General features: G+C 37.8%; 17 protein-coding genes and 2 pseudogenes. 1 reads left to right on the plus strand and 18 read right to left on the minus strand.

Annotated elements, in window-relative coordinates:
• Nucleotides 1–53: 53 nt before the first annotated feature.
• The 16 genes and pseudogenes from AC2YHV_RS14665 to AC2YHV_RS14740 form a co-directional block, all read right to left on the minus strand.
• Nucleotides 54–848 carry a 2-keto-4-pentenoate hydratase gene (locus AC2YHV_RS14665; protein WP_487373494.1) on the minus strand — a complete coding sequence of 265 codons (795 nt, stop codon included), beginning with the start codon at nt 846–848 and terminating at the stop codon, nt 54–56.
• Nucleotides 849–872: 24 nt separating this feature from the next.
• Complete coding sequence (locus AC2YHV_RS14670) at nt 873–2,051, minus strand: zinc-binding dehydrogenase (RefSeq protein ID WP_487373495.1); 1,179 nt, start codon at nt 2,049–2,051, stop codon at nt 873–875.
• A gap of 30 nt (nt 2,052–2,081) precedes the next feature.
• Nucleotides 2,082–2,330, minus strand: a complete 249-nt coding sequence (locus AC2YHV_RS14675) for a ferredoxin (protein ID WP_487373496.1) — start codon at nt 2,328–2,330, stop codon at nt 2,082–2,084.
• A 108-nt stretch (nt 2,331–2,438) separates the two neighbouring features.
• Nucleotides 2,439–3,311 carry a 2-oxoacid:ferredoxin oxidoreductase subunit beta gene (locus AC2YHV_RS14680; protein WP_063575978.1) on the minus strand — a complete coding sequence of 291 codons (873 nt, stop codon included), beginning with the start codon at nt 3,309–3,311 and terminating at the stop codon, nt 2,439–2,441.
• Nucleotides 3,292–5,055, minus strand: a complete 1,764-nt coding sequence (locus AC2YHV_RS14685) for a 2-oxoacid:acceptor oxidoreductase subunit alpha (RefSeq protein ID WP_487373497.1) — start codon at nt 5,053–5,055, stop codon at nt 3,292–3,294. The genes AC2YHV_RS14680 and AC2YHV_RS14685 overlap by 20 nt, the downstream gene beginning before the upstream one ends.
• Nucleotides 5,056–5,316: 261 nt before the next feature.
• Nucleotides 5,317–5,733, minus strand: coding sequence for a Rieske (2Fe-2S) protein (locus AC2YHV_RS14690; protein WP_063575976.1), 417 nt, complete (start codon nt 5,731–5,733; stop codon nt 5,317–5,319).
• Nucleotides 5,734–5,748: 15 nt separating this feature from the next.
• Nucleotides 5,749–6,897, minus strand: coding sequence for an amidohydrolase family protein (locus AC2YHV_RS14695; RefSeq protein WP_063575975.1), 1,149 nt, complete (start codon nt 6,895–6,897; stop codon nt 5,749–5,751).
• A gap of 251 nt (nt 6,898–7,148) precedes the next feature.
• Nucleotides 7,149–7,817 (minus strand): TetR/AcrR family transcriptional regulator, encoded by a 669-nt coding sequence (locus AC2YHV_RS14700; RefSeq protein ID WP_063575974.1) that lies wholly within the window; start codon nt 7,815–7,817, stop codon nt 7,149–7,151.
• A 759-nt stretch (nt 7,818–8,576) separates the two neighbouring features.
• Nucleotides 8,577–9,052 (minus strand): annotated as a pseudogene (locus AC2YHV_RS14705) (flotillin domain-containing protein); the annotation flags it as partial.
• Nucleotides 9,012–9,116 carry a VOC family protein gene (locus AC2YHV_RS14710; RefSeq protein ID WP_371748429.1) on the minus strand — a complete coding sequence of 35 codons (105 nt, stop codon included), beginning with the start codon at nt 9,114–9,116 and terminating at the stop codon, nt 9,012–9,014. The gene AC2YHV_RS14710 and the pseudogene AC2YHV_RS14705, both read right to left, overlap by 41 nt.
• A 442-nt stretch (nt 9,117–9,558) precedes the next feature.
• Entirely contained in the window at nt 9,559–10,656 is a 1,098-nt protein-coding gene (locus AC2YHV_RS14715) for an L-dopachrome tautomerase-related protein (RefSeq protein ID WP_487373498.1), read from the minus strand.
• Nucleotides 10,657–11,036: 380 nt separating this feature from the next.
• The gene (locus AC2YHV_RS14720) at nt 11,037–11,420 is read right to left on the minus strand and encodes a VOC family protein (protein ID WP_191930860.1); all 384 of its coding nucleotides are present in this window, start codon (nt 11,418–11,420) and stop codon (nt 11,037–11,039) included.
• A gap of 299 nt (nt 11,421–11,719) precedes the next feature.
• A complete protein-coding gene (locus tag AC2YHV_RS14725) occupies nt 11,720–11,953 on the minus strand; it encodes a helix-turn-helix domain-containing protein (protein WP_400449502.1) in 234 nt (77 codons plus the stop codon).
• 427 nt (nt 11,954–12,380) lie between these two features.
• The gene (locus AC2YHV_RS14730; RefSeq protein ID WP_487373499.1) at nt 12,381–13,460 is read right to left on the minus strand and encodes a Ger(x)C family spore germination protein; all 1,080 of its coding nucleotides are present in this window, start codon (nt 13,458–13,460) and stop codon (nt 12,381–12,383) included.
• Complete coding sequence (locus AC2YHV_RS14735) at nt 13,457–14,521, minus strand: GerAB/ArcD/ProY family transporter (protein WP_487373500.1); 1,065 nt, start codon at nt 14,519–14,521, stop codon at nt 13,457–13,459. Before AC2YHV_RS14735 ends, AC2YHV_RS14730 begins: the two co-directional genes overlap by 4 nt.
• Entirely contained in the window at nt 14,514–15,845 is a 1,332-nt protein-coding gene (locus AC2YHV_RS14740; protein ID WP_487373546.1) for a spore germination protein, read from the minus strand. Before AC2YHV_RS14740 ends, AC2YHV_RS14735 begins: the two co-directional genes overlap by 8 nt.
• A gap of 427 nt (nt 15,846–16,272) precedes the next feature.
• Here AC2YHV_RS14740 and AC2YHV_RS14745 point away from each other — a divergent pair.
• Nucleotides 16,273–16,789, plus strand: a pseudogene (locus AC2YHV_RS14745) (transposase); the annotation flags it as partial.
• Nucleotides 16,790–17,381: 592 nt separating this feature from the next.
• Here the strand turns inward: AC2YHV_RS14745 and AC2YHV_RS14750 are convergent.
• Both AC2YHV_RS14750 and AC2YHV_RS14755 read right to left on the minus strand, forming a co-directional pair.
• Nucleotides 17,382–18,845, minus strand: a complete 1,464-nt coding sequence (locus AC2YHV_RS14750; protein ID WP_487373501.1) for an NAD-dependent succinate-semialdehyde dehydrogenase — start codon at nt 18,843–18,845, stop codon at nt 17,382–17,384.
• Nucleotides 18,846–18,903: 58 nt separating this feature from the next.
• On the minus strand, nt 18,904–20,199 hold the full coding sequence (locus AC2YHV_RS14755; protein ID WP_400449473.1) for an MFS transporter: 1,296 nt from the start codon (nt 20,197–20,199) through the stop codon (nt 18,904–18,906).
• Nucleotides 20,200–20,260 lie beyond the last annotated feature (61 nt).

The following is a 20,260-nucleotide window of genomic DNA, read 5'->3' on the forward strand; positions in this document are numbered from 1 at the left end:
AAGTTAACATTATGCTTAGAATCTTATAATTAAGAATTTTTGATAGGCTCCTATTATTTTGTGAATTTAACTTTCACTTCTCCTAAATGTTCAAATACAGCTGTGAATTCATCACCTGGCACAACATCAATAGTAGTAGCAAGGGCACCAGAAAGTATCACTTCTCCAGCTTGTAATACTACATCGAACTCTGCTAATTTATTTGCAAGCCATGCAACACAAGCTGCCGGATGCTCCATTGCGTTTTTTCCTATCCCTTCTTTCATCAATTGACCATTTTGATAAACTTTCATGTTGATATCAGGAAGATTAACCTCATCCACTGAAATAGGTTTATCTCCAAGAACATAAAGACCAGAAGATGCATTATCTGCAACGGTATCTTGCAATTTCACATTCCAATCTTTTATTCTACTATCAATTATTTCAATAGAAGGAAGAACATAATCTGTTGCTTGAAGAACATCTTCAATGGTAACATTCGGACCCTTTAAATCTTTCTTTAACACAAATGCGATTTCAGATTCGATCTTCGGCTGAATGACATCATTAAAGGACACCTCATGGTTATTTTCAACAATCATATTTTCAAATAAATGTCCGCAATCTGGCGTATCAATACCGTACATGATTTGCATGTCACGAGAAGTTAAACCAATTTTTTTACCAACAATCTTAACTCCTTGAGATAGTTTTTCCTGAACCACTTGCAGCTGAACTTCATAAGCTTCGTCTAACGTTAAATCTGGCTCCACTTCAGTTAATGGGTTATTCGGTTTTTGACTCTTCTCAGCTTCAATTAAATAATTTGCAAGATATTTAATTTTATTAGACACTACTCTATTCAATAGAGAGCCCTCCTCGTATATGAATTAATTCTCAAGCTTATTTTGCAATATTACTTTCCCGAATTTCTCTGACCTTTTAAAGTATTCCTGAGCGTCTCGCGCTTTTTCTAATGGAAAAACCTTATCAATAAGCGGCCTTATTTTCTCTGAGTGAATCACATCTAACATTTGATCGAATTCTTTCCGAGTTCCTAACGTGCACCCTATTATTGAAAGATGGTTTAAATAGACTGTACGGATATCAAGCTGTGTAATCGCCCCGCTAACAGCACCGGATATTGCTAACCGTCCCCCATTTCTTAGTACCTTCAAACAAGTTGAAAATAAAGGATCCCCCACAACATCCAGTACTACATCAACCTTTCCATCTGCAGCCTTTATAACGTCATCTGCTAAAGTTGTTGATTTGTATGATAAAACTTCATTTGCTCCCAGTTCTACCATTTTTTCTTTTAAAGATAGATCTCTTACTAGTGCAATGACATTTGCACCAAATACTTTTGAGGCAATTTGAACGGCATAGGACCCAACTCCTCCAGTAGCCCCTGTAATAAGTACCTTTTCTCCAGGAACAACTTTACTTTTTTCAAGCATATGCCATGCAGTAAAACAGCTAACAATAAAAGAAGAACTTTCAACATAACCAGTCAGCGGCATTGGTCTGCACAATTCCTTTGGCCATGTAATATACTCGGCATAACCACCATCACACTCAGAACTCATTAAGGTTATATCATCTGCCATATGTTCTAAACCTTCAGGAGCTGAAGATATAAATGGAAATAACACTACTTTTTCACCCAAGCATGCTGGATTAATATTTGAACCTACTGCTACGATTTGCCCTGCAACATCTGTTCCAGGAATGCGAGGAAAAGAAATGGCCTCTCGTTTCCAACCCGCTTTTTCGCTTGACTTCGTATCTGTACCGTAACCGCCTTCACGCATTAAAATATCTGAATTATTTACAGCACAGGCATATATTTTTACTAGTACCTCATTTTCCTTAGGAATTGGTACAGGTACTTTCCGTTCCTCAAGCTTTTCCACTCCCCCATATTCTGTTACAACTACTGCTTTCATTTTTGATGGAATCGATTGTAACAAACTATTTATTCCCAATTTCCACTCCCCTATCATTTTGCTGCTACTTTGTAAAAAAGTCGATATATTGTCTATTGCACCATTGAGTTCTTTTAACATTTTTACTTATCGATAAAGAATCCAGAGATGTTACGCTTCATTGTAAGGATTACCGTCAAAAGGCACTTGAGCTACTTTAATAGAGTCGGTTGGACATCCTTCAAAAGCATCTATCATATCTTCCTCGATTTCATCAGGTACCAATGTGGTTCCCTCATTATTATCTAATAGTACAAACGCAATACCTTCATCATCATAATCATAAATTTCAGGAGCTGTAGCACCACAAGCTCCACAAGCAATACAAGTTTCTTTATCTACGATCGTATAGTTAGCCATTCTTGCTCGCTTTCTCCTCTCTAATCTTTTGTTTTGTCTCGAGCCTTTCCAAAAAAGATTTAGAAAGCTAAGGTGATTATTTTAGAACCGCCGCCTGTAATCCAGTCTTTAAATAAACTCACTCATCAGTTTCTCAAAATGGTTGGGATGAAGCTCAATGTTTGAATGAGCCAGTGACTGTTCAGCATAACCATTTGCGAGATCTTGATATGATAGACGATCTTTGTCTTGATAAATAATGCCTTTCACAAGACTTTCATGTTCGATTAATGTTTTCATAGCCATTTCCCGGCTAGCAGGATCGTACCCTTCAATTTCATTCAGGTTGACTAAGTGTTCTTTAAACCAGTCATATGTGTTTACTTTATTATAGGTAACGCAAGGACTGAACACATTTATCAAAGAGAACCCTTTATGCTTAATTCCTGCTTCAATAATCGCTGTCAAATCTTTTAAATCAGTAGAAAAGCTTTGAGCAACAAATGTTGCTCCGCTTGAAACAGCTAATTCCATTGGCGACAGTGTTTTTTCAATTGCACCATGTGGAGTTGATTTTGTTACAAATCCAGCAGCAGAACGTGGAGAAGTCTGCCCTTTTGTCAGTCCATATATCTGATTATCCATTACAATATAAGTAAGGTCGATATTACGGCGCATCGCATGGATTGTGTGGCCCAACCCAATTGCGTAGCCATCACCGTCGCCGCCAGAAGCAATAACAGTCAAATCTCGATTTGCCATTTTGACACCTTGGGCAATTGGCAGTGAACGCCCATGAATACCATGAAGACCATATGATTTAATATAACCTGAGATCCTCCCTGAACAGCCAATGCCAGAAATAACAGCCATATTTTCCGGTGTAAGTCCTGCATTGGCTGCAGCCCGTTGGATTGCTGCCTGAACAGAAAAATCACCACAGCCAGGACACCAATTCGGCTTTACATCGTTTCTAAAATCTTTAAACGTAATTGTGGACATGTACCAACAGCTCCTTGCTTGCATTGTAGAGGTGAATTGGCTGAAATGGATTACCGTCATATTTTAATAAACTCTTCACTTTATCTATGTATCCAACATTCATCTTTATTAAATTCGCTAACTGACCAGTGACGTTGTTTTCTATAACAAGCACATTTTCAGCAGCTTTGATAAATGGCAATAAAGACGCGGTAGGAAACGGGTGGATAAGTCGAATATGCACATGGTTGACTTTTATTCCTTCTTTTTCAAGACGACTCAATGCTTCTTCAATTGCTCCGATTGTTGAATTGAATCCAACAAGCAAAAGCTCAGGTTTTTCATAAGGCGCATATACTGTAATAGGATTTGGAAAACGTTCAGGTAATTTGTCTAGCTTGCGCATACGCTTATCCATTTGCAGCTTCCGATTAGTTGGCGCTTCAGAAGGCCTTCCTGTTTCATCATGTTCTACACCTGTCACATGGTGAATGCCATTTTTGGTTCCTGGTATCACTCGTGGAGACACTCCATCCTCCGTCAATTCATATCGTTTAAAATATGCTTTTTCATCCTCTGGTACAATTTCATCTATTTTCAATTTTCCACGGCGAATTCCTATATAATTGAAATCAAATGTCTCAACTGTTTGCTTCCCTAATGAAAGTTGCAAATCAGTCAGTAATATAACTGGGCATTGATATTCTTCAGCGATATTAAATGCTTCAACTGCATCGTAGAAAGCCTCTTCAGCTGTGCTCGGTGCTATCACCACTTTAGGAATCTCACCATGGGTTCCATAGATCATCGCCATTAAATCTGATTGCTCCTGTTTCGTGGGCAAGCCAGTGGAAGGACCCCCTCGTTGTGTATCGACAACTACAAGCGGAATTTCTGTCATTCCTGACAATCCGATAGCTTCCATCATCAGAGAAAGCCCGGGACCAGCTGAGGCGGTAAACGAACGGGTACCGGCGTAGTTAGAACCAATTGCCATGGTAGCAGCAGCAATTTCATCCTCTGTCTGAATGACTGCTCCACCCACTTCAGGAAGTTTATCAATGAGATATTCCATGATCTCAGAAGCAGGCGTGATTGGATAAGCAGCCATGATGCGGACTCCTGCCGCGAGCGCCCCGAGTGCAATTGCGTCATTGCCGATCATGAATAGGCGTTGCTGTCCATCTGCCTGAGCTAGTCCTAGTGGAGTAGGCACATCCCCTAAATTTCCCTGCATGAAAGTATAACCTTGATGGATTGCTTCCATGTTTTTCTGAATGACATCGTTGCCTTTTTTACTGAAGATTTCTTTAACGACATCAGCAAAAACGGCTGGATTGAGACTAATGATCGCACAAGTCGCTCCAATGGCGACCATATTTTTCATTAGCGGTGTACCGAGTTCAGCTGCTATTTCGGTGAATGGCACGGCGTAAAATTTTGCTTCTGTATCTTCCGGTTTGACTGGTTTAAATTTTGAATCAGCAATAATTATGCCTTCACTATGAAGCTCGTAATAATTCAGATCAATTGTTTCCTGATCAAATGCTACTAATATATCTAGATCATCAGCAATTGTACTAACTCTACTGGTACTCACTCGAACCTTATTGTTTGTATGACCACCTTTAATTCGAGATGAAAAGTGACGGTATGCATATAAAAAATAGCCTAGTCGGTTTAAAGCCTTGGAAAAGATTTCTCCCGTACTCTCAATACCTTCTCCCTGTTGACCCCCGACCTTCCATGAAAGTTGATGTTTCACCAATTTCACTCCTCATTATATAAGGCCACCTGCTCAGTTATTACAACTTGAACATACCCTTAAATTGGATTTAAAAAAAAATTAAAATGTCGTCAATATCGCTATTTAGTACTCTCAATTTTTTAACACTTTGTACATACTGTTCTGACCATTATGTCATGGCTAGAGTTAAGTCAGTTATAATGTTTTTTATAAAAAGACCATGATTTAAAAACGATCATGATCTTTTTATAGCAATAAAAAAATCTTTTATTTTAATTTTTATGATACAACACAAGCGTGATGTTCAATTAACGAAACAGTTTTCGGCACTTTATTAAGATACAAGACAATAAAATCCCCTTCTTGACGGACATCATAGGTCTTTAATTTACAATTTTGTGCATCAAATAAAGACTCCCCTGTTTTTATATCAAATCCCCAACCATGTAAAGGACAGCGTAAAATCTCATTATGTTTTCCATACTGATACGTATGAGGATCACTTGGCAGCATCGTTCCATCTATTGAACCATATACCATGGATACTCCCTGATGTGGACATTTATTTCGAACGGCATGTAACTGACCATTAAGATTAAAAATGGCAATTTCTGATCCATCAACTTTTACTAATTGTCGTTGACCGGGTTTTAAATCCTCTGATGAACAAACTGTAACACTTTTTAATTCACCCATTTTCCATTTTCCTTTCTATTGTCGATTAAAATTATAAGTATTTAAAGCGTTTTCATAAAAGATTTTATTTTTTAATTCTTTTGGAAAAGTATTGAATACCCGATCTGCTTCATCTCCGTCCCAGTGTGGATAATCACTGCAGTAAAGAAGCATTTCCTCTATCCCAGCCATTTGAATGATTTCTAATAAATCTTTAGGACGGTACGGTTCCTCAATTGGCTGCGTTCCTAAGCGGACATTTCGTTTAATATATTCGCTAGGTAATTCTTTTAACCACGGTACTTCTTCACGAAGTGTCTTCCAATTTTTATCTATTCTCCACAAAAGTGGCACTATCCCAGCTACACCATATTCTACAAATACAAATTTTAGTTTAGGGAACTTTTCAAAGACCCCTTCACAAACTAAACTCACAATATTTCTTTGAGCATTAAACCCTAAACAAGTATGCCATTCCATGTATGTTGATGCTGGACCTACTGCTTGTGCAGGTCCGTTCTCCCCTGAGGCCTCAGAATCAGGGTGTATCAGCATTTGCAGTCCATAGTGTTCCGCAGCTTCATAAATAGGATATAAATGTCTATTGCCAAATGGAATAGTAGTCGTTTGTAAATTAACTGCTACAACTCCTGGTTTTTTCCCGATTCTCTCAATTTCCTTTACGGCTGCCACGGGATCAAGAGGTGATACTAGCATAGACATCTTATACCGTCTGTCCTTTTCAATCCAATTCTCATATTGCCAATCATTAAAAGCTGCATTAAATCCATTAGCGACATCTATATTGTGAAAAGCCCCCATTGTTGCATTACATGAATTTAAAATTCCATACTGTGTATTTGATCGATCAAACAAATCTTTAGCTACAAATTCAGGATCAGAACCCGGGATAGCCCCTTCTGGTGAAAAAGCATCTCCACGTACAACCGAAACGGGGTTGATATATCTGCATTCTGGGAAGCGAAATTCTGCTGCAGAGATTAGCTTCCCTTCAAATGCTTGCTTTTTAAATTTACCAATATTTAAACGCTTTTGAAGAGACTCATTACAATAGGGTACAAGGTCATCAAGTGAACTTAAATATGAATGTACATCAGAATCAATAACCAACTGTTTTGTCTTGGTAGACCCTGTAACACTCTTTTCGTTAATCGCATTAATCATATTAATACTCCTCTCTTAAATAAACGTTTATTAACTTTCAATGATCAATAAATTATCTTCGAAATCCGCCTTTTTGAAAGCATTTAAAAAATCTAGATATTTTAATGATCGCGATTTCTTAACCACAGTATAATTCGTTTTGTAGTTTTTGTAAATATCTGAATAGAGAAAATTTTCTATTTTTATTATTGACCCTAAAAACTGAACAAAAAAGAGGCAGAAAAACAAAAACTGTTTTTCTACCTCTTTTTTTACTTACTTTCTAACATATTTGCAGTATTTAAAGTTATATCTCGGATATATTCCATCGTCTTTTTTGAAGCTTCTTCAGATGTAAAAGTTGCTCGATTATTAAGCAGAGATGTAATCATTCCTTGCCATATCAAGATTGTTATTTCACTAAGTTTTTCAACATCTTCTTTTTTAAATACGCCTTTTTCTGCATATTTTTCTAAAACTTCTCTACTTCTTTTACTTAAATTATGCTCACTAACAATTCCCTCTAATTCTTCCGGAAGTTGAATAGTATCAGACTGATACATGGAAGAATAATTTTTTAAAAGTTCCTCCGGATGTTCTCCTAGATCTGCAATAAATATTGCATGATATAATTCAGGTTCCCTAAAGGAATGGTCACAAAAACATTCCCATCCTAATAAATATTTTTCTAATGGATCTTTTGCTCTTGCGCTATATTTAGGTAAATCCTCAATATAATTCTCTACGAAGCGCATTCCTGCAAAAAAAATGAGGTGAGAAACTTCCGAAAAATAATTATAGATAGTAGAACTTGTGTATCCTGCTTCCTTCGCAATTTTTCTTATACTAATATTTTTGATTCCTTCTTCTTTTATTAGTTTGGCTGTTGCATCAATAAAGTAATTTAACATTCGCTCAATTTGTATATCACTTCTCGCCATTAAGTTTCCCTCCCTTTTCACACAAAAAAGTCATTAATGGACTGTGTGTCCAATATAAATTTCTATTTTATATTACACATTTAACATAACACGGGTCATTTATCATTAGATATTTAGTTAATGTATACGATCGCGATCATAAATTATACTGTGATAATAACATAGTTTTTATAGCTGAACAAGTTGAACCGCTAGACTAGAAGCCTTGAGTCTTGATCAACAAAGTCATCTGAACATTGATAAAAGCCTTAGATGCCATTAAAGAAATGAACGATACCGGTAAAAGAAAAGTAAAGATACCTGAAGTTGCACGGTTAAATTTTGTATCGAATAGATGGCAAAAACATGATCAGATGATGATGGAGCTATAAGTATGATCATTCCTAGGACTTTTTTATTAACCTTTTGATACGCTTTTATCATCTTAACAAAGTTAAGGAGAAAATGTGTATTGCTTGGCAATACAAGTTCTGATAATAAAGTCCTGGTGTATTCCCTCCTCTTTTCATCATTTGAAAGGCTCGAAAATTATCTGTACTTTTAATCTTATCTAATATAAATCCGCAGCTTTTTGGTAATCATAACTTTTAAAAATATGTTTATCCATTCCATTACCTGGATTTTTATTATAACCATATGGTATTAATGAATCATAAGCCCTTATTGCATAATCCTCTAACTTGTGTATCGTTGAAAATGACGTATTCTCTAAAGGAATTAAATTAATACTAAATTTATCTCCTAAACGATAATCCTTATTTACTCCGGGACTTCCTCCATTTTTAGGTTGCCTGCTGCCATATTCATGTTCCCTTCGACATTCTCCTGGTTGATGGTGGTAAATGGTAAATTTTGGTTTCCCAAGAAATTCTCAAGCAAGTCTTTGACATCAATTCCCGAAGATGCTTTTAATGACTCCTGCAACGATGCCATTAAATCCGTTGCATATCCAGTCACTTTATTAGCCCCGCCATTCGCACGCTTCCGCCTGTGTCCACTACAGTAATCTTGTCTATATTACTAAACGGGCTTGCCACTTGTTTTGCATGTTCCGGCAGCATTTTCAAAATCATGTCCATTACGGCGGCTTGTCCGAACTGTTCAAATGCTTCAGCTATTTTCTGCTTAGCTTCTGCTACCCCTTTTAACCTGATGATTTCTTCTGTCGTACCTTGTGTCCTTTGCGCGTCCGCTTTAGCAAGACCGCCCATGCGAACGCGTTCCGCTTCCGCTTTTGTAGAATTTCTTTGCCCGTTCCATGTCATCCACATGAATTTCGAGGTGAACTAATCTTCCCATGATTACCTCCTAGTTATGTTCAAAATTTTTCCTCTTACCGTAAGTTGATACTTATGTAGCTTCATGCCTATGGTGCTTTATTTTTTTTTAGGCTCATTTCGTAAAGAATGTTGTTTTTAAACGAAACTATTTAAGGTTGATTGGAGCGGAAGTGCGAGACTCCTGCGGGGGCAGCGGGAGAGGTGAGACCCCACAGGCGTTTACGCCGAGGAGGCTCACCGCCCGCCCCGCGGAAAGCGAGTATCTGGAGGGGAAATCAACCACAACCCACTACCTGGTAAATAGCAACAAAGTATGGGAAAACAGCCTTATTTTAAAGTCTCAGATGAAGCAGGCTTTTCGATTTGAGTTAACTCACCTCTTTATTATAGGACAGTTGAGGGAATATCTGACAAAAAAAGACAGCTCCCTGGTGGGGGATAGCTACCTTCGTTTACGATTACTATGAAAAGGTAGGAGCGGGGAATTCATCAATTCTCATACGAAGTAAACTATATGGTTTTTCACGGAGGTCTCTTCCATAATGAAATCTCGCCTGCCGATGTAATTGATTCACAATGACATATAAGTATTGATCGGGGCCAATCGAAAAAGTATCCGGCCATAAAATTCTCGGGTCATGTGCGATGGTTTCCATTGCGCCATTCGGCAATATCTTCCTGATACTATTGTTTTCATAGTCTCCCGCATAAACGATTCCTTTTGCACTGGTGATCATTCCATCAGACGCACCTTTTTCCCCAAAATACTGCACATATTGGGATAAATTCAGGTCCTGTATCCTTCTGTCTCTTAGGGCTTCTGTTGAGATCGAGAACAGCTGACGGCTGGTTAGCGGAGCATAAAATAATACCTTTCCATCAAGAGAAATCGCTAAACTATCGGAAGCCAATCTAAATGGGAAAGTCGAGCCGTCCCGGTTTCGATTCATCAAAATTTCACCTTCTACTTTCGGTAAAAAATAGGGATCAGGTGAAGTTGATATTGCCCCACTTAACCGTCTAAACGCGTTCCCATTTTCTAAATCTACGACGATAATAGCCCCTGGCCCTCTGGAAGAAGAATCCGTTATATATGCATAGCCTGCTCTTCCAACCCGAAAATCCAAACGGACATCATTCAGATAAGTTGTTGGCAAGACAACTTCTTCTGTAAAGGTATATACTCTCCTTATTGTATTCGTGCTTAAATCAACAGCAACTAATTTTGCTCCCCCTTGAATAGGTTCAGAAAAATTTGGTGCCCCTGTATCTAGTACCCAAAGTGTTCCTCTTCCATCAGCAACGATACTTTGGACACTGACGAAAGACATCGTAATATTCCCAGTATTAACTAAATTGGTTTCTACACTGGGATAAGGCTGCAATTCACCCTCAACAATTTCTGCCACAGTAAATTGAACGTCGTCTCCCCATTTCGGAAAGCATACAAAAATACGACCGGTTTCGGAAACGCTGACACCTGTAGGCATAGCCCCATAAAAAGCATGCACCAGTTCAAACTCCCCAAAATATTTTTCCATAGGTAACATAGGTTGCATGATATCCTCCTCATCAAATCCGAACGGATATCACCTATATATGATGAAAATTTTTTGTAGTGCCTGGTTCTTGATGAATTTTTCTATCGTGATGGATGCTGTGGGTTTATTAGTCCAGGAGAAACATGGGAGTTTCGATAAAACGGGGAATGAGAACGTCTGAATTTACGTTTGCAGTCAATTTTAGAACTAACATAAAAACTATTTTGATTTGCTCCCGTCCAGCAGCCTGGTTAGAAAATAAATCTGTCTCCTGCCATAAGAAAAGGCAGCTTCAGCAACCTGCCATATTGTAGAGTTGACACAAACTGTGAAGTTAAAAGGAAGTGCGAAAAAAACTTAAGTAAAGGGAGTAGTGAGCCGGCTACTCCCTAAGAACATTAGCCATTACAAATCATAAGTACATTACCATCTGGGTCTTGAAAGTTAAAATAAGCAAAATTTCCAATACGCTCTATTTCTTTAACAATGGCTATGTTATTACTCTTGATAAATTGGTAAGCTTCGTCTATATCTTTTGCGTAGAAATTAAATAAGACATTATTGGATGGCTTAAATATGAAATTAGGATCAAACGTATGGTCATCTAAAGTTAATCCAGTTTCACTTGTTACAGGAATATTGTAAACAGGTGATTCTACAGAGTCATTATTTCGCGAGATGCCAAGGAGATTGCAATACCATTCAACTGATTTCTTTAAATCTTTAACATGGATAAAAACATTGTTTATTTTACTATTGATAGGAGAACTGGCTATTTTCATTGTTTTCCACCTTTCATTGAACCTTACCTAAAGAAATTCAACAAGTTTCAAAAAATTCCTTTAGAAGTTCATCATAGTTCGAAAACACTTTGCTTGTAGAACGTTAGTTCATTAAGCGGGCACCACCAGCAAAAAGCGAATTTAAAACGCTAAGGAGATTTGTGTAAAAAATAACCGGTTCTCACCACGGTAAGGGTGTAACCGGTACTTTTTTCTATTAATGGTTGTTCAACGGACGTAATGATTCTAAGGTAGTAATCCTTTTTTGATCAAATCGATACTCTAAAAGTTATATTTTGTTAATTTTGTTTCGGTATTTTCTTTCTAATCTCAGCAATGGATAAACCAGATTTCTTTAAGCTTTTAATAGTCTCAACTCTTTCCACTGCTGCTTCTCGAGGGTAACGACGTGTTAAGTTTTCATCTAATTGTTCAAATGGAATTAAATTAGATTCGGTACAATATTTTAAAGTACCGTATCTCAAATCAGTTATTCGAGCCAGTTCACCGATAGATATATACTCAGATTTAATGAATAATTATAAAACTAGAAAAACAGGAGAAGAAAAACAAATCGTTTTTCTTCTCCTGTTTTATTTTAGGGACTTATTAGACAGACCCTTTTCTCAATATCAGTATTCTCATTCATAGAAGCAGAATTAAAGAAAGCTCGGGTAGAATACTTGCAATCAAGGTTAAACTAATAAAACTGAAAAATGAGTAGGTGATAAAAAGTCAGGATGTCCTTTCTTGATTTCATGTGTTTATTGGGAGGTTTCCCAAAGTACCTAATAATTAACAAGTACTAAAGTATTCACTAAGATTAAAAATATAAACTATCTGAAGTAGAGCATGAACTGTAGTATTTCCACTTCAAAAAGTGCACAATGATGCATGGGGCTCTTGATAATGATCATTTTAAAATTAAAGCCTATCCATTTTTTATATGATATCCAATATCTATTTGTCAATTATAGTCTTTATATTACCCTCGTTTTGTATTGTAGTATGAATGGTAAGCTTCATTTCTAGATTGGGATAATATTTCTTTCGCCAGTCCTTCAATTCCTCATAAGGAATTTTATTTCTGTAGTATTGTCCCAACCCGAAGACATCTGTTTCGTGCTTTTGAAATCGTTTCAGCATTCCATCAAAACGATTTGCCATCACCTTTTCCAGCTCTTTTTTTATTATTGCATTGGAAACTTTACCTCTTCTCTCTTGAATAACTACATCTAAACGAATCGTTGAGAACATATATGGAATATGATTTCTTAATTCTCCTTTATGAAAACCTGTATTTCCAACAATCATGATGGTTGCATGTTCCATCACTTCTACCCTTCCCTTCATACTGTTCCCATGAAAGGCATTAAAAAGGAGGGTTTCTTTAGGATCCATTTTAGAAACGATTTTTCCTTTGTTCATCACTGCAGAACCTGCATATGTAATTGGCGTGTTTTCCCCTGATCTGACCATAGGAATTGCTACATTTTGTGTGTAGGAATTAAGAGCTCGATAAACATGCCATAGACGTGTTAAAGATATTTGTGGAGTCCAACCTGCATATTTCTCAAAAAATTCATAAAGATTTATCCCTTTTTCTAGATTTTTTTTGAGTGTTAAGAAAAAAGTATCTATATTATCATCACATATTGCGATTATTGTTTTTGAAGATATTTCACGAATTCTCATAAACGTGTTAATCGGTTCTTCCATCCCTCCTTCTTCTACTAATTTTCGATCAAATATGATTACCCTTATGTGCAATAAGTCTACACCGCTTTCCATATTAGTTCTAATGTCCTCTACAGCCTTTAAAATGGTTAATCCTGTTCCTTTGACAATTGTCTGTTTCTGAACACCCTCTGAAGAGATAGGAATTTGAAGTAAGACTTTGAATTTTTCTCCTTCTTTAGTAATTCCCATTGCAATCGGAAAGGCTCGATGATTAATGTCTTTAATATCCCAGCAACCACTTAATGGCATTAATATACATAGACTAAGTACTAGTTTAGAACAAATTATAATACTTCTCATGATAGTCTTTTTCTCCTTACACCGATGAGGAATATAATTAAAGGGAGTACGATTAAAATATAAAAACGGAAAGCAGTATTCCACCATAGCAACTTTTCAGTCTCTTGCCAACTAGGAATACATAAACAAATGATAAAAATGCTAACAGATAAGGCTACAATATGATATTTTTGCTTTAATCTCGGGAAATATTGATTCATTATTATTGAGGACTGCCATAAAAGTAAGGAAGTGAGCAACATGATAAAGGTAACTAGGCTTAACGCAAAAAACAAGGTAGCCCTGTCAAATATAAGCCATTGAAGCTGAACTTTATCCAATGTGGTTATAAAGGGAAAAAGCAGCGTACTAGCCGTTTCATTTCCAAAGGTTAAAAGAGGTAAATAAACGGATAAGAAAAAAAATGGGATAAGAAAAAAGACTGCTAACATAATTTTTTTAGAGTTATACGATATTTTTTTAGGAAGAAAACCTAAAAATGAAAAAACAATGGCGAAAGAAAAAAAACTTGTATAATAGGGAGGTTGTCGAAAAAAAGAAAAGTCGGTATCCATAATCGGAAAGGCATTATGCCAATCAATGTCTTGAAAGCAAATCAAAAGCATTAGTAAGATTAACGGGAAAAAGATACAGAATATTAATAAGGCTGTACGTAAGATGGTTTCTATTCCTTTTACGGCGATATAAGTTGAAATAACGCTCATTAATGTAATAATTGCCCATGTAGGAGTATTCGCCAAAAAGATAATGTTGGTCACTTCTGCATAGGCGCTAACAAGTTCAATAGTAGTTATGACTAAGTAAAGAAGAACAGGAAAAAGTAATGTGAAAGAAAAAGCTTTACCTAATATCTTTAAAATACTAATAATATTCTGTTCGGGAAAATAAGAAAGCCCCTTTAGGTAAAGCGATAAAAACAGAATAAATATGACACATTGAATTAAAATGGGTTCCCAGTGACCTTTGTGTGTGCTAGCAATAATTCTTTCTGGATAAATGAAAAAAATAAGACCAAAATGAGACATTAACCCCATGCATATAACCTGAAGGCTTTTATCCAATTTCCCCTCTCCTCTTAGCTAAACTGGTGTATGGAATTCCAAAAATCTCTCGACTTGCAAAGTAAGCGCTTATGAATACCAGACCGGATAATATGCCTAACACGCCATAGATTGAAGCAAAAATAACAACTACATATTTAAGTAAACGCAGGATTAAGGCATTTTGAAACCCTACAACGGTTGAATTCGCAATTGAGGTTGCTGCTACAATGATAATTAAAAGGTTGCTAACCAGCTTTGCGTCTACTACTGCTTGTCCAATGACAATTCCCCCTACCATTGTTACGGTTGGCCCGATACTGAGCGGAAGCCTTATACTCGCTTCAATAATTAACTCTATAATAAGGAGCATAATGGTAATTTCAACAAAAGGGGGATAGGGTATTCCCTCCCTGCTCTGAGCAATCGATAGAGCCAGTTCAATTTTTAATATCTCAGGATTTACAGCAACAAGGGCCACGTAGATAGCTGGCAATATAAGGGTAATCAAAGCACCAAGAACACGTAAAAATCGGATGGCTCCCATAATTGGGTAAGCATAGTTACGATCATTCGCCTGGACAAACATATCCCATAATAAATGTGGCAAGATAAGCGCAAAGGGATAACCGTCAACGAATAGAATGACCTTACCTTTGTTTAAACCATCTACTGCTTCCAATGGCATTTCTGTGTTATTAAACTGAGGGATAACCTCCCATTTCCGCATACCCATAAAACGATAAAGATGCTGAAGATAGAGAATATTTGTGTGTTGATTCATTTCAATATGTGAAATGATCTTTTTGATCATACTTTTATCTGCTCGGTCATTCAAATAAACTATTGATAAATTCTTTTTTTGATCACTTCCTACCGTATAGGTTTTAACTGAGAGCTGAGCAGTGGAAACTTTTTTTCTCACTATTCCTATATTTGTTGACATATCTTCAATAAAAGAATCTAAAGGACCTTGTAATACGTTTTCATTAGCAGGTGGTTCAATTGATCGAGTCAATTCTTTAGGAAGTGGTTCAAATTGCAACATTATATTTTTTTCTTTTGAATAAACAATGAGTTTACCCTGAAGAATAGCCTCTATTGCTTCTTCACTATTTATTTCAACACATTTTCTCTTGAAAAGAGTTCTTTTTACTTTTACTGAATGAATCGCTTCACTGGTATCCATATCTTTTTTTAATATTTCTTTTGTTTTTATAAGGTTAACTATTGAATGTAAACCAAGTAAAAGGACTGCTTCACCATCCAAAATAAACGGTTCTATGAAAAAGTCTTCTGCATCTTTAAAAGCCTCATTTATTTCTACTATTATTGGATTCGTGATTTCTCATCTTCCCTTTCAAATTTCATTATTTCTTATTTCATTTTCCCCCTTTGCTTTTGATTTATACAAATATCAAACTAGGTAAAACTGACGTCTGAGATATGGTTTTTAAAGCCACAACCACATATTCGCATATGCAAATTGCATTAGAAATAGCCCATTTCGAAAAGGTGTGGTAGTAATGATAATGAAACCACATGAACTCACGAGGATAATCAAAAAAGCAATTCTGTCAATTTCCCAGGCACCGTTAGCATTCCTGAAGATCGTTAAATATCAGGTTTTAAAAAAATAGAGCCCTCAATAAGATATGAGTATAGAGACCAATCTAACTAATTAGAGCCTCAGGATATCGTAACCGGGTGAAAGTCATGTATGAAGTGACATTCCGCGCATAAAAAAGCTCTGTCCCAGCTTGCATTAGCTAAGCGTTCATACAAAACAAGCCCTTGATGCGTATAAACTTCACTTGGACAGTTATTAGAGGAATATGATCTCGCTTCATCCCAACTTGAAAGAGTGACGCAAGGAGTCACAAACGGCTTGGAATAGATTTCATTCGTTAAGAAATAACTTGCCATTAAAGGAATCAGCGAGATTTCACTGGCGGGCATTTTAGGAGAAGCTGGAGATCTGAGTGGATTTGTTCATGGTAATGCGCTCATTCGTCATGCAGGATCGCATCTCGCTGAGGCAAGGTCTGAAAAGTGGAAAGGCCAAATGGTTCTTTTCAAACATGGAAGATCGGCCTGCGGCAGTACCTCTTCCTTACGTCCATGAGTTTGGTGATAAATAACCCCGAGTTTAAAGCCCTACACACGCATAATGTTAAAGTGAAGAAAAAAATGAAATTTATCACGAAACTTTGTGGAAAACTCGCCTGTGTCCTAGTAAGGATTGGTCGTAATGTCTCTGCCTATAAACCGGAAATGGTCTTCCCTCTTGAGCTGCGTAAATTTACCTTTACATGGTTATTTATCGAAAGTTGCTTATTCGTGGAATTTCAAAGAAAGCACGAACGTTCGTAAAGTAATTTTTATCTTTAACGAACGTGATAATAAGTGCATCTTATAAAAAAAACCTTTCGTAAACGAACAGGGTAATTATAGCAAACAGGAAAGGCTTATCAAGTTAGGGATATGGCATCCATAAGGGTCTAATATTTTCTCTTCTTCTGCATCATAGTAAAATCCTCTTTCTCCGTTAATACATTCGAATCTGACTTTAGTAAAATAATTACATAACCATTTGAATCAAGTTCCGTTCTTTTCTAATTATTCTCACAAAGTCTTTTCTAACATTACCTTTATCTATAAACTCGAAATTTCATAACTGTAACATTCATCTTGCATGTTACCAATTCAAAAATTCAGGATATTTTTTATTTGCCTTAGGATGTAAAGCAACCCGGCCTTAGGTTCTGTAACTGAGGTTTGTTAAGCAATGGGGAGCGTGTGTTGAAATAGACTTCTTATGAGGTAAATAAGGAAAGGCTTAAGGATTCGACTTCACCTTAAGCCCTTTCTTGCCCTATTTTTAAAAACCCATCGATATATATTTTTCTTCTAAATATTCTTCAAGGCCTTGATGGCCGCCTTCCCTCCCCATGCCGCTTTCTTTCATGCCGCCAAATGGGGCTTGTGCAACGGTGGGAATGGCGTCGTTGTAGCCGATGATGCCAAACTCCAGAGCTTCGGATACCCTGACTCCCCTGCTTATATTCTGTGTGTAAAAATAAGCGGCCAGCCCGTACTCTGTATTGTTGGCAAGTTCGATCACCTCTTCTTCTGTATCAAACGGGATGATTGGTGCGACTGGTCCAAATGTTTCCTGGTATGTGATGAGCATATCCTTGTTCACTCCACCCAGTACGGTCGGTTCATAGAATAATCCATCAGCCAATTCCCCTTCACCTCTTTGTCCGCCACAAAGAAGTCTGGCGCCTTTTTCCAAGGCATCTTGTACATGTTCCTCTACCTTTTCCAGGCCATCACTGCTTACAAGCGGCCCGACTTCAACAGTTGGATCGATGCTATTTCCGACTTTTAGAGCTTGTACCTTTTCAACAAGAAGTGCAGAGAATTTATCGATGACAGAACGGTGGACGTAAATGCGATTGGCGCATACGCACGTTTGTCCGGTGTTCCTGAATTTGCTTGCAACGGCACCAGCTGCTGCGGCTTCCAAATCAGCATCCTCAAAGACGATGAACGGCGCGTGCCCTCCAAGCTCAAGGGAAAGTCTCTTGAGCTGCGGGGCAGACTTGGTAACCAGCAATTTGCCTACTTCAGTAGATCCGGTAAAAGAAATTTTCCTTACTACCGGGTTTTCAAAAATTTCATCCGAGATAGGTCCGGCACTCCCTGTTATGATACTGACCACTCCAGCAGGCACTCCCGCCATTTCCACCAATTTACCAAACGCTAACGCACTAATAGGAGATTGTTTTGCAGGCTTGACAATGACTGTACATCCAGCAGCCATGGCAGGTCCTACTTTCCGCGTCATCATGGCCAACGGGAAATTCCAAGGGGTAATGGAAGCGACCACTCCAATCGGCTGGCGAATCACCGATAGCCGTTTATTTGCAGCAGAAGCAGGGATCGTTTCCCCATAAATCCGGCGGCCTTCTTCAGCAAACCATTCCAGGTAGCTTGCAGCAAAATCCACTTCGCCCCGGGCTTCCGTTAAGGGCTTGCCCATTTCCATACTCATGATTTCTGCTAATTCATCTTTATATTCATGCATAAGGTCATGCAATTTCTTTAGATATTTACTGCGTTCCTGTGCCGTCAGTTTTGACCAGGATTTAAACGCTTCCTCAGCAGCTGTTATTGCCGCATTCGTTTCTTGGCGTCCTCCATTTGGAATCCTTGCCACAACTTTCCCTGTTGATGGATTTGTTACTGGTAAATTTTCTCCGTTATGTGCTGCAGTCCATTCACCGTTTACATACATTTTCAGTTCAGATAAATTGATTAATCCACTAGTTTTCAGCATGAATAAGTCTCCTTTTTTTGTTGGATTTGCAAAGCGCTTCATTATTTACACAAAAAGATTAGAGCCCTGAAACTTTAGTTCCCCCGTCAATGTCCGTGTTAATAGAAATCCTTTCATTTTTAAGAACGAATGTATACCCCACAGCAGCAATTAGGCAAATGACTACAGGTATGATCAGGGCTATATTGAAATTATTGAACTTCGCTACTAAGATCCCTGTTGCGACTGGAGCAATCCAGCCAGCGAGGTTCCCCACGAAGTTTTGCAGCCCTGCAAGCTTTCCTTCCGCACCCTTTGGAGCAACATCAGAAACAGTGGCCCAGAGAATACCCGCAGCCAATCCTTCACCGCCGATTGCTATTGAGATATACGTAAGTGCCATTATGGCGCTGTCTGTATAGATAGTCGGTATTATGGCTAATGGAAAAAGCATGCCGATGGCTAAAACAGTTTTTCTTGCTTTGATGGAATTCCAGCCTCTTTTAATTAAGAAATCCGACAACACCCCTCCTAAAATATTTCCCAGAAAGGACATGATCCAAGGTAGCATCGTAAAAAAACCGGCTTTTAAAAGAGTCATTTCCCTTTCGACTACAAGATAAGTGGGAAGCCAAGTCATCATTAAATAAGTAAGATAGTTATGGGCGAACAAGCCGTATAACATAGGGTAAACACTTCTGAATTTAAAGAATTTAAATGGTGAGAAGTTTAGAGTCTTCGCTTTTTCGGTTTGAGTTTGCTCCTCTTTGATATAGGCTACTTCGGCCTCGTTTGCAATCTTACTTTGCTCTGGATGGTTTTTGAAAAAGAATAACCAGAATGCCAGCCATACAAAACCGATGGATCCAATTACCACAAAGGATGCTTGCCATCCCCAAGTCTGGATGATCCATGCTAAAATGGGTGTTGTTATGCCAATCCCGATAGCTGTACCAGAATTAAATATCCCGTTTGCTATGCCCCGTTCGTGTGACGGCAGCCAGTCTGAAATAACGCGCGTATTGGTTGGAAACGCCGGAGCCTCTCCGATTCCCATTAAAACGCGGATACCGATCAGTCCGCCAAGCGAACGCCCCATTCCAGTAAACACCGTACAGAGCGACCACCAAACGATGGCAATCGAATACGTTAAGCGTGCCCCCAATTTATCAACGATTACCCCGACCGGGATCTGCATTAGGGCATACGACCAAAAGAACGCTGACCCCAATATCCCGAATTCTACTGCTGAAAGCGAAAGATCCTTCATCATCGAGGGTCCTGCAATACCAAGAATTGCCCTATCCATATAATTGATTGTTGTTGCGACGAAAAGGAGTACCACTACAAGCCATCTTCCATTGGTCTTTTTCATACGTCACCTCATTAGATAATTATATTCAGGTAGAAAAAATGCTGCGGGAAATCCATATGTC

The organism is Peribacillus sp. SRI_006 (assembly GCF_057586375.1).